Source organism: Amycolatopsis anabasis (assembly GCF_009765355.1).
In the GTDB taxonomy this organism is placed as follows: domain Bacteria; phylum Actinomycetota; class Actinomycetes; order Mycobacteriales; family Pseudonocardiaceae; genus Amycolatopsis; species Amycolatopsis anabasis.
Genome location: NZ_VTHK01000015.1, coordinates 21,025 through 35,299, shown reverse-complemented (window position 1 = coordinate 35,299; position 14,275 = coordinate 21,025). Strand labels below are relative to the sequence as shown.

Annotated in this window: 14 protein-coding genes; 5 read left to right on the top strand and 9 right to left on the bottom strand. The window is 69.6% G+C overall.

Annotation, left to right across the window (positions count from 1 at the left end; all coding sequences use genetic code 11):
- Positions 1-11: 11 nt before the first annotated feature.
- From FXO23_RS20680 to FXO23_RS20670, 3 genes are all read left to right on the top strand, one after another.
- Positions 12-1,220 (top strand): acyl-CoA dehydrogenase family protein, encoded by a 1,209-nt coding sequence (locus FXO23_RS20680; RefSeq protein ID WP_158887027.1) that lies wholly within the window; start codon positions 12-14, stop codon positions 1,218-1,220.
- A gap of 236 nt (positions 1,221-1,456) precedes the next feature.
- A complete protein-coding gene (locus tag FXO23_RS20675) occupies positions 1,457-1,987 on the top strand; it encodes a hypothetical protein (RefSeq protein ID WP_158887026.1) in 531 nt (176 codons plus the stop codon).
- A 161-nt stretch (positions 1,988-2,148) separates the two neighbouring features.
- The gene (locus tag FXO23_RS20670; protein ID WP_158887025.1) at positions 2,149-3,153 is read left to right on the top strand and encodes an MASE1 domain-containing protein; all 1,005 of its coding nucleotides are present in this window, start codon (positions 2,149-2,151) and stop codon (positions 3,151-3,153) included.
- Here FXO23_RS20670 and FXO23_RS20665 read toward each other — a convergent pair.
- The 9 genes from FXO23_RS20665 to FXO23_RS20625 form a co-directional block, all read right to left on the bottom strand.
- Positions 3,150-3,659: a MarR family winged helix-turn-helix transcriptional regulator gene (locus FXO23_RS20665; RefSeq protein ID WP_246257597.1), complete on the bottom strand. Its 510-nt coding sequence runs from the start codon at positions 3,657-3,659 to the stop codon at positions 3,150-3,152. The two genes, FXO23_RS20670 and FXO23_RS20665, sit on opposite strands and share 4 nt — an antisense overlap.
- 351 nt (positions 3,660-4,010) lie before the next feature.
- On the bottom strand, positions 4,011-5,069 hold the full coding sequence (locus tag FXO23_RS20660; RefSeq protein WP_158887023.1) for an alpha/beta fold hydrolase: 1,059 nt from the start codon (positions 5,067-5,069) through the stop codon (positions 4,011-4,013).
- A 138-nt stretch (positions 5,070-5,207) separates the two neighbouring features.
- The gene (locus FXO23_RS20655) at positions 5,208-6,074 is read right to left on the bottom strand and encodes an SDR family oxidoreductase (RefSeq protein WP_158887022.1); all 867 of its coding nucleotides are present in this window, start codon (positions 6,072-6,074) and stop codon (positions 5,208-5,210) included.
- A 105-nt stretch (positions 6,075-6,179) separates the two neighbouring features.
- Positions 6,180-6,692, bottom strand: coding sequence for a GNAT family N-acetyltransferase (locus FXO23_RS20650; RefSeq protein WP_158887021.1), 513 nt, complete (start codon positions 6,690-6,692; stop codon positions 6,180-6,182).
- Positions 6,689-7,198, bottom strand: a complete 510-nt coding sequence (locus tag FXO23_RS20645) for a M24 family metallopeptidase (RefSeq protein WP_158887020.1) — start codon at positions 7,196-7,198, stop codon at positions 6,689-6,691. Before FXO23_RS20645 ends, FXO23_RS20650 begins: the two co-directional genes overlap by 4 nt.
- Positions 7,199-7,253: 55 nt before the next feature.
- The gene (locus tag FXO23_RS20640; protein ID WP_158887019.1) at positions 7,254-8,405 is read right to left on the bottom strand and encodes an acyl-CoA dehydrogenase family protein; all 1,152 of its coding nucleotides are present in this window, start codon (positions 8,403-8,405) and stop codon (positions 7,254-7,256) included.
- Positions 8,405-10,387: an acetyl-CoA carboxylase biotin carboxylase subunit gene (locus FXO23_RS20635; protein WP_158887018.1), complete on the bottom strand. Its 1,983-nt coding sequence runs from the start codon at positions 10,385-10,387 to the stop codon at positions 8,405-8,407. The genes FXO23_RS20640 and FXO23_RS20635 overlap by 1 nt, the downstream gene beginning before the upstream one ends.
- A gap of 5 nt (positions 10,388-10,392) precedes the next feature.
- Positions 10,393-12,006 carry a carboxyl transferase domain-containing protein gene (locus FXO23_RS20630; protein WP_158887017.1) on the bottom strand — a complete coding sequence of 538 codons (1,614 nt, stop codon included), beginning with the start codon at positions 12,004-12,006 and terminating at the stop codon, positions 10,393-10,395.
- A 106-nt stretch (positions 12,007-12,112) separates the two neighbouring features.
- Positions 12,113-12,922, bottom strand: coding sequence for an SGNH/GDSL hydrolase family protein (locus tag FXO23_RS20625; protein ID WP_158887016.1), 810 nt, complete (start codon positions 12,920-12,922; stop codon positions 12,113-12,115).
- Positions 12,923-13,070: 148 nt separating this feature from the next.
- Between FXO23_RS20625 and FXO23_RS20620 the strand changes: the two genes are divergently transcribed.
- Both FXO23_RS20620 and FXO23_RS20615 read left to right on the top strand, forming a co-directional pair.
- Positions 13,071-13,697 (top strand): SACE_7040 family transcriptional regulator, encoded by a 627-nt coding sequence (locus tag FXO23_RS20620; protein WP_179956824.1) that lies wholly within the window; start codon positions 13,071-13,073, stop codon positions 13,695-13,697.
- 7 nt (positions 13,698-13,704) lie between these two features.
- Positions 13,705-14,205 carry a hypothetical protein gene (locus tag FXO23_RS20615; protein ID WP_158887014.1) on the top strand — a complete coding sequence of 167 codons (501 nt, stop codon included), beginning with the start codon at positions 13,705-13,707 and terminating at the stop codon, positions 14,203-14,205.
- Positions 14,206-14,275: the final 70 nt, after the last annotated feature.

Sequence of the window (14,275 nt, the reverse complement as noted above, 5' to 3'; positions counted from 1 at the left end):
AGGCAAACCCCATGATCAACCTGGAAGTTCCCAAGAAGGCCGGCGCCCTGGTCAACCAGGCGTACCAGGCCGCGGCCGAGGTTTTCCGGCCGATTTCCCGGAAGTACGACCGGGCCGAGCACACGTACCCGACCGAACTGGACATGTTCGCCGCCCTGCTGGACGGCCTGAACTCCTCCGGCGAGGGCGGCGGGGGCGCCGCGGGCGTCCGGCGGGACGACAACGGCGACAAGAAGGGCAACCGCAACGGCGCCAACCTGAACACCGTCCTCGGCACGATCGAGCTGTGCTGGGGCGATGTCGGGCTGCTGCTGTCCATGCCGCGCCAGGGCCTGGGCAACGCGGCGATCGCCTCGGTCGCCAGCGACGAGCAGTTGAAGCGGTTCGGCAAGACCTGGGCGGCGATGGCGATCACCGAACCGGGCTGCGGCTCGGACTCGGCCGCGATCACCACGACCGCCAGGCTGGACGGCGACCACTACGTCCTCAACGGCGAGAAGATCTTCGTGACCTCCGGTGAGCGCGCCGATTCGGTCGTCGTGTGGGCGACCCTGGACAAGAGCGTCGGCCGGGCCGCGATCAAATCGTTCGTGGTGGAGAAGGGCACCCCGGGCTTCGAGGTCATCCGCGTCGAGCACAAACTCGGCATCCGCGCCTCGGACACCGCGGTGCTCCGGTTCGAGAACTGCCGGGTGCCCAAGGAGAATCTGCTCGGCACCCCGGAGATCGACACCAAAAAGGGTTTCGCGGGGGTCATGCAGACCTTCGACAACACCCGCCCGCTGGTGGCCGCCATGGCGATCGGCGTGGCCCGGGCCGCCCTGGAGGAAACCGCCCGGGTCCTCGCCGAGGCCGGGATCACCGTCGACTACGACCGCCCGGCGAACACCCAGCACGCCGCCGCCGCGACCTACCTTCAGCTCGAGGCCGACTACGAGGCCGCGTACCTGCTGACCCTGGAATCCGCGTGGATGGCCGACAACCGCCAGCCCAACTCGCTGCAAGCCTCCATGGCCAAGGCGAAAGCGGGCCGCTCGGTCGTCGACATCACGCTCCGCTGCGTGGAACTCGCCGGCACCCTGGGCTACACCGAAGAATCCCTCCTGGAAAAGTGGAGCCGCGACGCGAAGATCCTGGACATCTTCGAAGGCACCCAGCAAATCCAGCAGTTGATCGTCGCCCGCCGCCTGCTCGGCAAGTCCTCCGCCGAACTGCGCTAGCCCGCGTCGCGCCAAGCCCGGCCGTCATCGCCCCTCCGGGCGGTGTGGCCGGGCTTGTTGACTGCTGTCACCTGTCGAATAGGCTCGGTCCACATCGGTCTGCAGATGGGGTAAAGACGATCACCGACTTCGACGAATGGCGGCGGACTCTCCAACGGATCACCTCCTCCGAGGCGGCTTCGCGCGCGTGGCGTGAGCGGCGCTACGAATTCGCGCACCAACTCGGACGTTCTCTGGTGGTCGGCCATGACGGGCCGAACATGACCGGTCAGGTCGTATACGGTGTCTGGCTTCGCTGGGGACTGCTGTACGTCGGTCAGACCGCCAATGCCGAACGCCGATTGCGGGACCTGCCCGTTGGCGAAAGCCATCACCTCGCAAACACCTTTCCGCCCGAAATCTGGCATCGGGTCGTGGTCGTTGCCTGGCCGCGACTGCCAGAGGCGGCTCACCTGCCATCGACCATCGATCCGAACGCGGCCGGGTTGGCGCTGGAGTACCGGTTGCAGGCCTGGCTCCGTCCACTCGTGAACGCATCGCGGCGGACCACCGAGGGAGGATGGCGCGATGTGAACTGGCAGAAGAGCCGATCCACCGGAGCGCGTGCGGCCGGACAGATCGACGGGTTGTTCGCGGCCGTGCAACGGGCTTGGCAGAAGGCGGCGACCAGCGGCCCCAATGCAACGGAAAGGTCGGGAATCTGGCGAGTCGTATCGCCGAGCGACCTGCTCGACCAAGATCAGCAGCTGCCAACCGATCGGCCGTAGTGTTCCACGTTCCGAATAATCCATTCACGGCATTTGAAAATATCAAACCGGCCAACACCGTTCCACGGTTGCAATTGACCAGGTTCATGGAGCGATTTTGCTGCACAATTGGTGGCATCCGTTGCTCCGACCGGCCATCCCCGCGCGAAGAAGTGAGGCTCATGATCGCTGTGGTGCGCAACCGGAAGCCGCCGGCCCAGGCGGTCACCGGGATGTGGATGCTGGTCGTCGGTGGCGCCTATTTCGTCGCCGCTGAGCTGGGACTTCAGCTCGCGCTGGTGCGCGGGCAGGTGACGCCGCTGTGGCCGCCGACCGGGATCGCGCTGGCCTGCCTGGTGTTGCTCGGCATCCGGGTGTGGCCGGGGATCGCGGTCGCGGCATTTCTGGTCAACTTGGCCGCCGGATCGTCGGCGCTCGCCTCCGCCGGGATTTCGGTGGGCAATACACTCGCGCCGGTTTGCGCTTATCTGTTACTCAAACGGGTGAAATTTCGGCCCGAACTCGATCGGTTGCGGGACGCGCTCGCACTCGTCTTCCTGGGTGCGTTCGGTGGAATGCTGATCAGCGCGGCGATCGGCACCGGGGTGCTCGTGCTCTCCGGTGGAATTCCGGCGGGGCATTTCATGTCGGTCTGGTCGGTGTGGTGGACCGGCGACGCGATGGGCGTGCTCACCGTGGCGCCGCTGCTGCTCGTCGCCCGGTCGACCCGCTGGCCGAGGGGCGCGCGTGCGATGCGCTGGAGTGAAGGGGCGGCGTTGATCGCGGGCACCTTCGCGGTCGCGCTGATCGCCACGACCGGGCCGGTCGACCTGAGTTTCCTGGTGTTCCCGTTCCTGATCTGGGCCGCCCTGCGGTTCCAGCACATTGGCGCGCTGCCCTGCGCGCTGGTCGCGTCGACCGTGACGATCCTCGCCGCCGCGCACGGGACCGGGCCGTTCGCCGACCTCGGGCTCACCACGAAGATGATCACGCTGCAGGCGTTCAACGGCTCGGTCGCGCTGACCGCGTTGCTGCTCGCCGCGGTCATGAGCGAACGGAACCAGGCCCGGCTCGAGGTCGAACGCGCCTGCGACGAACTGTCGGGGCTGGTGAGCCAGCTCGCGCCGGGCTGGGCGCTGGACGGCCTGGTGATCGGCGCGCACCGGAACCGGAGCCGAGCGGGCTAACCCGCGAGCTGGGCGCGTTCGGCCGCGCCGACCGGGCAATCCCAGCCATCGGCGACGCAGGCCGCCCGGTCGCACAGGCGGCAGAGCCGTTCCGAGCTCCGGACCTCCTCGTAGGCGCCGGTGAGGAGTTTGCCGAGCAGGCGGTCCAGGGTTTCCCGCTCGGACTCGTCCAGCTTCGCGACCAGCCCGGCGAGGCGGCCGCCGCGCGCGGACAGGATCCGGTATGCGGTGTTCAGGCCGCCCTCGGTGGCGCGCACGGCGACCTCCTTACCGGCTCCGCGTTGCCGTTCGACCAGGTCACGCGCCTCGAGCGAATCCACCATCCGCGCCGCGGCGGGCTGGCTCAACCCGATCCGCCGCCCGAGTTCGGTGACGCTGAGCCCCGGCGACGCCCGCAACACGATCAGCGCGGCCGCCCCGCTCGCACTGATCCCGCTCGCCCCGGTCACCCCGGCGAGCAGAAGATCACTCACCGCCAACGCCGCCGCCCCCAGCACGTTCCCCACCCGCTCATCATGCATCACTCATGCATACGCCACCACCACGGCGGGAGCAAGGGACCTTTACTCCAGTTGAACCGTAGTAAATCTCCCTCGCTGCGGTTGAACCGTAGTAAAGCTCCCTTCCTGCCGCCGGTGACGGCGTGGAGGTGGGGGCTGCGCGTCCGCGAGTCCCGCGTTCCGGTCGTGCGAGTTGCCCGTTCCGGTCCACCGAGTTCCCCGTTCCGGTAGGCGAACTCCACATTCGGGCACGCGAACTACACGCTCAGGCACCCGAACTACACACTCAGGCACGCGAACTACACACTCGGGCACGCGAGTATCGCGTTCGGGCACGCGGCAGCCGGGCGCTCGGGGTCAGCCGGCGGCGATCTGTTCGGCCAGGAAGTCGTCGACGTACTTCCACGTCGTGTGGCGGGCCTTGCGGCCGGTGAGGACGCCGAGGTGCCCGCCGGGGGCGGTCTTGAAGGCCACCGAGGGGGCGTTGTCCAGCAGGCCGACCAGGCGTTCGACGGCGGGGCGCGGGGCGATCGTGTCGTTCTCGCCCGCGATGACCAGGGTCGGCACCTTCACCCCGGCCAGCGAGATGATCCGCCCGTTCAGGTCCACGGTGCCCTCGGCCAGGTCGTTCGCGCGGAAGAACCGGTGGTAGAGCTGCCCGAACGTCCGCCCCGGGTAGGCGATCATGTTGTCCATGAAGTGGTCGACCGCCTCGATCTGGGCGAGGTAGTCTCGGTCGTCCAGGTTTTTCAGGATCGCGAGCGGTTTGGTGATCTCCTTGTTGATCCCGGTCACCCGGAACGCCCGGCTGACCAAATAGGACGGTGCCCCGCCGAGCAGCCGGTAGAACGGGGTCAGCACGTGCCCGCCGGTGAGGTCGATCAGCGGCCGGAACGGGGCGACCAGGGGGATCGCGGTGAAGTCGAACGGCGCGGCGATCGTCGCGATCGATTCGATCGGCAGTTCCGGCTGGTCGGCGGTGGTCAGCAGGGAGAAGATCCCGCCGAGGCACCAGGCCACCAGGTGCACGCCCTGCCCGCCGGCGTCCTCGCTGACCTTGCGGATCGCCCGCGGCAGCACCTCGTCGATCCAGTGCTCGACGCCCAGCCGCCGGTCCGAGAACGCCACGTTGCCGTAGTCGACCAGGTACGTCCGCCGCCCGCCGTCCACCAGGTGCTCGGCGAGGCTGCAGCCGCGGCGCAGGTCGAAGCACAACGCGGGCGCGGCCAGCGGCGGCACAAGCAGGATCGGCGGCCCGGACGCCCCGCCGTCCGGCGCGGTGAGCCGGTATACCGACCGGTTGGGTCCCTGGTCGATGAGCACCCGCGGCACCGGCCGCAGATCGGCCACGCCCCCGCGCAGCTTTCCGACCACGTTCGATGCCGCGGCGGCCAGCCGAGCGGGGGGTGATGCCATTTCTCGCCTCCAGGTGACAAAAATCCGGTAATGGCATCTTGCCCGGCGACGACCCCCGACTCAACAAGCGACTCCAGCAAGCGCCCGGCAAGCAAGTCCACTTCGGACGGTCCGGCGGCGTGGATTACGCCATCAGGGCTACGAATCCCGCTCGCCCTCTACCGTAGGTGCGCTGTGGGCGGCCCGGGCCTCGTAGTCCGCGCGTGCGGAAGAATGGGCCGCTGAAGCCAGAATCTGGTCTCCACCCAGGGAACGCACGATCCATTCGCCGACCCGGCGCGGCAGCAGCCGTGTGATCCTGCCCATGGCGTCCAACGATTTGGGAACATAGACGTCGAAACGCGGGCGCAGGAGCGCGCCGACGATCGCGTTCGCCACCTCCTCCGGCAGCACCGATTTGATCATTTTCGCCTCGCCCAGCCCGCTGGCGAGTTCGGTCCGCACGATCGCGGGCATGACGCAGGACACCTCGACGCCGGTGCCGTGCAGTTCCAGGTGCACCGCCTCGGACAGCCCGACCACGCCGTGCTTGGTCGCGCAGTAGGTCGCCCCGCCCGGAAAACCCGCCTTGCCGGCCATGGACGCCACGTTGACGATGTGCCCGGTTCCCCGCGGCCGCATCCGCCGGACCGCCTCGCGCGTGCCGTGGATGACCGCGTGCAGGTTGATCGCGAGCTGGCGGCGGGTGGACGCGTCGTCCTCCTCGTCCAGCGGCGCGAGCGGCATGATCCCGGCGTTGTTGATCAGCACGTCGATCGGCCCGAGGCGCCGTTCGACCTCGTCCAGGAACTCGGTGAACCCCTGGGTGTCGGTGACGTCGAGCGGCAGCGCCACGGTGTCCACGCCCAGCTCGCCCGCGGTCTTGTCCGCCCGGACCTGGTCGAGGTCGCCGATCGCCACCCGGGCCCCGTGCCCGACCAGCGCCTGCGCGGTCTTCGCCCCGATCCCCTGCGCACCCCCGGTCACCACGACCACCTTGCCCCGCAGCGAACGCACTCGCCCCATGACGCTGGCTCCTTCCGTCGGCGCTGACCCGAAACCGCACCCTGTTGGCACGTCGCCAACGGGTGCGCTCATGGTCCCCCGAAACGGGCCCCCGCGCCAGCCCGGTCAGCGGACGCGCTGCTCGAAGACCTGGCCGATCCAGCCGTTGACCTCGAACTGGACGGTCGGCGTGAAGCCCTGACCGACGTAGTAGCGGACGAGATCCCCGCCGCCCCCGGCCCAGCAGTCCACGCGCAGCAGCGAGATCCCGCGGCGGCGGGTCTCCTCGCGAGCGTGCTCGATCAGCGCGCCGCCGACCCCGCGGCCGGTGTGCTCGCGCGCGGTGATCAGCAGGTCGATGTAGAGCTCCCGCTCGGCGACCGGCGGGATGTGCGCGGGCGGCGTCTCGACGAGGCAGGTCGCGCCCGCGGGTTCGCCGCCGATCTCGGCGATGGCCAGCCCGCCACTGGTGGCCATGCCGTGCACCCGCTTCTCGCGCTTGGGGTTCCCGCTGAACGGCTCGGTGCCCCACTGCCCCGGGCGACCCCGCTCGACCAGCCACGCGACGGCGCCGTCGAACATCTTCATCAGGGTGGGGAAGTCCTGCTCGCCGCCGGGGCGGATCGCGATCTCACTCATAATGTGGTGAGAATACGGGGACCTTCCTCGGTGATCACGATCGTGTGTTCGGCGTGCGCGGCCCGGCTCCCGTCGGCGGTGTGCACGGTCCAACCGTCCTCGCCATGCCGGTAGTCGTCCGATCCGCCGAGGACGAACATCGGCTCGATGGCGAACGCCATGCCCGGGCGCAACCGCAGGCCCCGGCCCGGCCTGGCCTCGTTCGGCACGTGCGGATCCTCGTGCATCGCGCGCCCGATGCCGTGCCCGCCGTGGCCGTCGACCAGGCCGTAGCCCGCGCCGCGCCCGACCAAGCTGATCGCGTGCCCGACATCGCCGAGCCGGTTGCCCGCCCGGGCCGCTTCGATCCCGGCGGCGAGGCCGCGTTCGGTGGTCTCGATGAGCCGCAGATCGGCCGGATCCGCCTCGCCGACGACGAAACTGACCGCCGGGTACGGCGGCGGCGCCCAGCGCGGGTGGTAGCCGAGGAACGACGACTTCGCCCCCGCGGTTCGATCGTGCTCCACTCCGGCACAACCGGGATGGTTATACCGGTATTTCTATCACAGAAGTGCGCGGAGGCTACAACCCCAGCTCGCGGGCGATGAGCATGCGCTGGACCTCGCTGGTGCCCTCGCCGATCTCCAGGATCTTCGCGTCGCGGTAGAACCGGCCGACCGGGAACTCGTTCATGAAGCCGTACCCGCCGAAGATCTGGGTCGCGTCGCGGGAGTTGTCCATCGCCGCGTTGGAGGAGACCAGTTTCGCGATCGCGGCCTCCTTCTTGAACGGTTCGCCGCGCAGCATCTTCGCCGCGGCCGCGTAGTAGGCCAGCCGGGCGGTGTGCGCACGCATCTCCATGTCCGCGATCTTGAACTGGATCGCCTGGTACTCCCCGATCTTGTGGCCGAACGCCTCGCGCTCACCGGCGTAGCGCACGCATTCGTCCACACAGCCCTGCGCGAGCCCGACGCTCAGCGCGGCGATGGCGACCCGCCCTTCGTCCAGAATGGACAGGAACTGGGCGTAGCCCCGGCCGCGCTCGCCGACCAGGTTCGCCGCGGGCACGCGGCAGTCCGCGAAGGACAGTTCATGCGTGTCCGAGGCGTTCCAGCCCACCTTGGAGTACTTGGGCGCCACCGAAAAGCCCGGTGTCCCGGACGGCACGATGATCGCCGAGATCTCCTTGCGCCCGCCCGCGCGCTCGCCGGTCACCGCGGTGACCGTGACCAGCCGGGTGATGTCGGTGCCGGAGTTGGTGATGAACGACTTGCTGCCGTTGATCACCCACTCGTCGCCGTCGAGCTTCGCCGTGGTCCGGGTCGCCCCGGCGTCGGAGCCACCGCCGGGCTCGGTCAGCCCGAACGCGCCGAGCGCCTCGCCCGCGCACAGGGCGGGCAGCCACTCCCGCTTCTGCTCCTCGCTGCCGAACCGGTAGAGCGGCATCGCGCCCAGCGAAACCCCGGCTTCCAGGGTGATCGCGACCGAGGAGTCGACCCGCGCGAGTTCCTCCAGCGCCAGGCACAGCGCGAAGTAGTCGCCGCCCATCCCGCCGTACTCCTCGGGGAACGGCAGTCCGAACAGCCCCATCCGCCCCATCTTCGCGACGAGTTCGTACGGGAACTCCTCCCGCTCGTAGAACCCGCCGATGACCGGGGCCACCTCGGACTGCGCGAAATCGTGGACGGTCTTGCGGAGCGCTTCGTACTCGTCGTCGAGCCGGAAGTCAATCATCAGTTCTCCTCGTGCGGGGTCACCACGGCAAGGGGTTCGTCCAGCGCGACCTGTTGGCCCGCTTGGACGTGCAGTTCACTGACCACGCCGTCGACCGGCGCGGTGATCGTGTGTTCCATCTTCATCGCCTCGACGACCAGCAGCGGCGCGCCCGCGCTCACCCGATCGCCCCGGGCGACCTTGACCACCAGGACACTGCCCGGCATCGGGCTGGTCACCGGGCCCGCTTCGGCCGTTTCCCCTTGGCTGAGCTGGAGATTCGGCCGTTCACCGACCGCGACGCAGGCGCCGTCGCGGGCCAGCCACAGCAGCCCGTCCGGCCCGAGCGCACGGCGGTACCGGCGCAGCCCGGACTCGTCGCGGATCTCGAGCAGCCCGGATTCCTCGCGGCGCGCCGAAATCCGGACCGGCTCGCCGTCGTCGACGGTCACCACCGCGTCGCCCGGCGGCCCTTCGACGCGCACCACCGCCTCGGCTTCCCCCGCCCGGAGCCGGAACACCACGCCGCCGGGCGCGCCGAGGCGCCAGCCGGTCGGCACCTCCCACGGGTCCACAATGGACGTACGCGGTTCGAGTTCGAGCAACCGGTCCAGCGCGGCCACCGAGTAGAACTCCTCGTCTCCCGGGGAAACCAACGTGGCGAGCCTGCGCTCGACCAGCTCGGTGTCCAGCCGCCCGGCCCGGACCTCCTCGTCGGCCAGCAATCCGCGCAGGAACGCCACGTTGGTGGTCACGCCGAGCACCGCGGTCTCGGCCAGCGCCAGGTCCAGCCGGTGCAGCGCCGCCGCCCGGTCCGGCCCCCAGGCGATCACCTTGGCCAGCATCGGATCGTAGTTCGACCCGACCACGGTGCCCTCGGTCAGCCAGGAGTCGACGCGCACGCCCTCACCCGCGGGTTCGTGCAGGGCGAGCACGGTGCCGCCGGTCGGGATGAACCCGCGCGCCGGATCCTCGGCGTAGAGCCGGGCCTCGACGGCATGCCCGTCCAGCCGGACGTCTTCCTGGGCCACCGAAAGCCGTTCCCCGGCCGCGATCCGGAGCTGCCATTCGACCAGGTCCAGCCCGGTCACCAGTTCGGTCACCGGGTGTTCGACCTGCAGGCGGGTGTTCATCTCCATGAAGAAGAACTCGTCCGGCGCGGTCGACGACACGATGAACTCGACGGTCCCCGCGCCCACGTACCCGACCGACCGCGCGGCTTCCACGGCCGCGGCGCCCATCCGCTGCCGCGTCTGCTCGTCCAGCAGCACCGACGGCGCCTCTTCGACGATCTTCTGGTGCCGCCGCTGCAGGCTGCACTCGCGCTCGCCGAGGTGGATCACGTTGCCGCGGGAGTCGGCGAGCACCTGGATCTCGATGTGCCGGGGCGTGGTGACGAACCGTTCCAGCAGCAGAGTGTCGTCGCCGAACGCGCCGTTCGCCTCGCGCCGAGCCGATTCCTCGGCCGCCGCCAGCTCGCCGGGCGAGGTGACCAGCCGCATGCCCTTGCCGCCGCCACCGGCGGACGGCTTGAGCAGCAACGGATACCCGACCTCGTCCGCGGCGGCCGCGAAGCCACCGGCCGGAATGTCCACATCGGACTTGCCGGGCACGACCGGAACGCCCGCCGCGGAAACCGTGGCCTTGGCGCGGATCTTGTCGCCCATCGCGTCGATCGCGCGCACCGGCGGGCCGATGAACGCCAGCCCGGCCGCCGCGCAGGCGCGGGCGAACTCCACGTTCTCGGAGAGGAACCCGTACCCGGGGTGCACGGCCTGCGCGCCGGTGTCCTTGGCCGCCTTGATGATCGCCGGGATGGACAGGTAGCTGCGCGCCGCCTCGGCCGGGCCGATCCGGACCGCGAGATGCGCCGCGCGCACGTGCGCGGCATCCGCGTCCGCGTCGCTGTACACCGCGACCGAGCGGATGCCCATCGCGTGCAGCGTCCGGATCACCCGGACCGCGATCTCGCCGCGGTTCGCGACCAGCACTGTGTCGAACACGTTCATCACATCCGGAAAACGCCGTAGCCGACAGGTTCCAGCGGCGCGTTGGCCGCGACGGACAGTGCGAGCCCGACCACGGTGCGCGTGTCCGCCGGATCGATCACGCCGTCGTCCCACAGCCGCGCGGTCGAGTAGTAGGGGCTGCCCTGGTGCTCGTACTGCTCGCGGATCGGCGCCTTGAACGCTTCTTCGTCCTCAGCGGACCATTCGCCGCCGCGGGATTCGATGGCGTCCCGGCGAACCGTGGACAGCACCGACGCCGCCTGCTCGCCGCCCATCACCGAGATCCGGGCGTTGGGCCACATCCACAGGAACCGGGGCGAGTAGGCCCGCCCGCACATCGAGTAGTTCCCGGCGCCGAACGACCCGCCGACGATCACCGTCAGCTTCGGCACCCGCGCGCAGGCCACCGCGGTGACCATCTTCGCGCCGTGCTTGGCGATTCCCCCGGCCTCGTACGCCTTGCCGACCATGAACCCGGTGATGTTCTGCAGGAACAGCAGCGGGATGGACCGCTTGTCGCACAGCTCGATGAAGTGCGCGCCCTTCATCGCCGATTCGGCGAAGAGCACGCCGTTGTTCGCGACGATCCCGACCGGATGCCCGTGGATCCGCGCGAACCCGGTGACCAGGGTGGCGCCGTACTCCTTCTTGAACTCGGCGAACCGGCTGCCGTCGACGATCCGGGCGATCACCTCGCGCACGTCGTACGGGGTGCGCGAATCGGTCGGCACCACGCCGTAGAGCTGCCCGGGATCGACCGCGGGTTCCTCGGCGGGCAGCACCTCCCACGGCCGCGGGGCGCGCGGGCCGAGCGTCTCGACGATCGACCGCACGATCCGCAGGGCGTGCGCGTCGTCGGTGGCCAGGTGGTCGGTCACGCCGGACTGCCGGGCGTGCACGTCCCCGCCACCGAGCTCCTCGGCGGTGACCACCTCGCCGGTCGCGGCCTTCACCAGCGGCGGGCCGCCCAGGAAGATGGTGCCCTGGTTGCGGACGATCACGGCCTCGTCGCTCATCGCCGGGACGTACGCGCCGCCCGCGGTGCACGAGCCGAGCACGGCGGCGATCTGCGGGATGCCCCGGGCGGACATCGTGGCCTGGTTGTAGAAGATGCGGCCGAAGTGCTCGCGGTCCGGGAACACCTCGTCCTGGCGCGGCAGGAACGCGCCGCCGGAGTCGACCAGGTAGACGCAGGGCAGGTTGTTGTGCAGCGCGACTTCCTGCGCGCGCAGGTGCTTCTTGACCGTCATCGGGTAGTAGGTGCCGCCCTTGACGGTCGCGTCGTTCGCGACGATCACGCATTCGCGCCCGGACACCCGGCCGATGCCGGTGATGATCCCGGCGGCGGGCGCCTCGTCGTCGTAGAGCCCGGTCGCGGCGAGCGCGGACAGTTCCAGGAACGGCGAACCGGGGTCGAGCAGCGCGTCGACCCGGTCGCGCGGGAGCAGCTTGCCGCGTTCCACATGGCGGACGCGCGCCTTCTCCGGGCCGCCCAGCCGCGCCGTGGCGAGCCGCTTGCGCAGATCCTCGACCAGCTCGGCATGCGCGGTCACATTACGCGAATACTCTTCACTCCGCGGGTCCGCGGAGCTTCCCAGCACGGGCGTATCCATGGCTCCTCGAAGTCAACCACCGGACAATATGAAGTCAGGTTAGCAGCCGTTAACCCCACGCGGGATGTTAGCGACCGCTAACCTGACTATCCAGCGGGCGGAGCCCCTATCCGGTGACGGCGGTCAGGCCGGGCAGGTAGCCGAGCTTCTGCCCGTTCTGGTTGGGGTGGTAGGACTCGTCGACCGGCCAGCTGAGGCTGCGCAGCCACCAGTCGCTCGAGCAGATCTCGTGCCCGGTGAACGGCCCCCGGACGTCGACGAACTTGAACCCGGCCGCGCTCGCCCGGCCCGAGGTGACCTGGGCCAGCGTGTCGGCGCCGCCGTTGATCGCGCTGCGCTTGGTGTCGCTCAGCCCGGCGTTGCAGGAGCCGCCGATCTTGTAGAAGCGCGGGTACCCCAGCACGACGACCTTCGCGTTCGGCGACTTCTGCCTGATCTTGGCGTAGACCCCGTCGAGCAGGCCCGGCAACGTGCCGGTCGCGTAGCTCTTGGCCTGGTTGACCCGATCGATGCAGGACTGGTCGGACCCCAGTGTGCAGTCGGTCATCACGTCGGCGAATCCGGCGTCGTTGCCGCCGACCGACACGGTGACCAGCGTGGTGGCCGAACTCAGCGAGTTGGCCTGGTTGAGCACGTCGCCGGTCCGGGCGCCGGAGCAGGCGACGAAGGTGAACCGCGTTCCGGAATGCGCGTTCGCCCACAACTGCGGGTAGGCGTTGGCGCTGCGCTTGCAGTTTCCGGAGTCGCCGTAGGAACCGGCCCCCACTCCCGAGGAGTAGGAGTCACCGAGGGCGACGTAGTTGGCGGCCGCCGCGGCGGCCGGGACGGTCAGGCCGAGCGTCGCCAGCAGGGCGATCGCACCGGCGGTGACTGTCCGTAGAAAAGGAAGTGAGAGTTTCCGAGCAGGGACGGACATGAGTCACTCCTTCGTGACGTATCAACGCGAAATATCACTACCACGTGTGTTGCTCACGAAGAAGTCTTGTCGCCAATGGTGACCGGACCGGTGCAACCAGGAGACCGTGAGGTTAGCGCTCGCTAACATCACCGCTTAGGATGAAACGATGCCGCCCCCTCAGACTCCCCTCGTGAACGGCGAAAAAGCCAGCCGCCGAGAGCAGATCCTGGCCGCGGCGGCCGAGCTGTTCGCGCGCCACGGCTTCCACGGTGTCGGCATCGACGACATCGGCGCGGCGGTCGGGATCTCCGGCCCGGCGCTGTACCGGCACTTCCGGAGCAAGGACGCGATGCTCGGCGAGATGCTGGGCTCGATCAGCAAGTACCTGCTCGACGGCGGCACCGCGCGGGAGGAGGCCGAGGACGACCCGCAGCGCGTGCTGGCCGAACTGGTGCGCTTCCACGTCGACTTCGCCCTCCAGCACCCCGCCCTGATCACCGTGCAGGAGCGCAACCTGGCGAACCTCACCGACGCCGACCGCAAGCAGGTCCGCGCCCTGCAACGGCGGTACGTCGAGGTCTGGGTGCGGGCGATCCGCGACGCGGTGCCCGGGGTCGACGAGAAACGCGCCCGCTCGTCGGCGCACGCGGTGTTCGGGCTGATCAACTCCACGCCGCACAGCCGGCATCTGGGTGATCTCGAACTGGCGGAGCTGCTCGAAACTCTGGCACTCGGGGCGCTGCGCGCCGCGGCGCCAAGCGAGTCCCCCAAATCGCGCCGGGCTGGTGTTTGATAGGCACGTGCAGTCCGACAGGAGCGGTGAGGAGCGCCGGCGGCTCGTCGAGAAGGCGCAACGCGCGCTTGTGGCGATGCAGCTCGGCGAGGACGAGGAAGCCCTGGAGCAGGTGGCGCCGACCGGGGTCGACGAGCCGGACCGGTCGGCCGAGACGCGGGAACTGATGATGCTGCTGTTCGGCGAGTGCAGCGCGATGGTGTCCACGCTCGGCGACGGCGGAAGCGCGCCGGTCAAGGTCCAGGTCTTCGACGAGGCGGGCGAAGAGGTCTCGATCGACCAGGCCGACCCACCCGTGCGCACGGCCGTCCGCACGCTGCTCGCGGAGGTGCACGGCAACACCGAGGCGGCGCAGGAACAGGTGGAGATCGCCCTGGCGAACGCCGCCCCGGACGAAGTGGACAGCCTCGTCCTCCAGGCCCTGCGCTGGACGATCCGCCTGTCCACCGAATGCCTGGAACGCGACCTCCCGGTCACCGCCTGGATCTCCGACGCCCTCACCGACTGACCCGAAGTGTCATGAGGGGACCCCTCCTGACGAATTTTGTCAGGAGGGGTCCCCTCATGAAACGGGGATG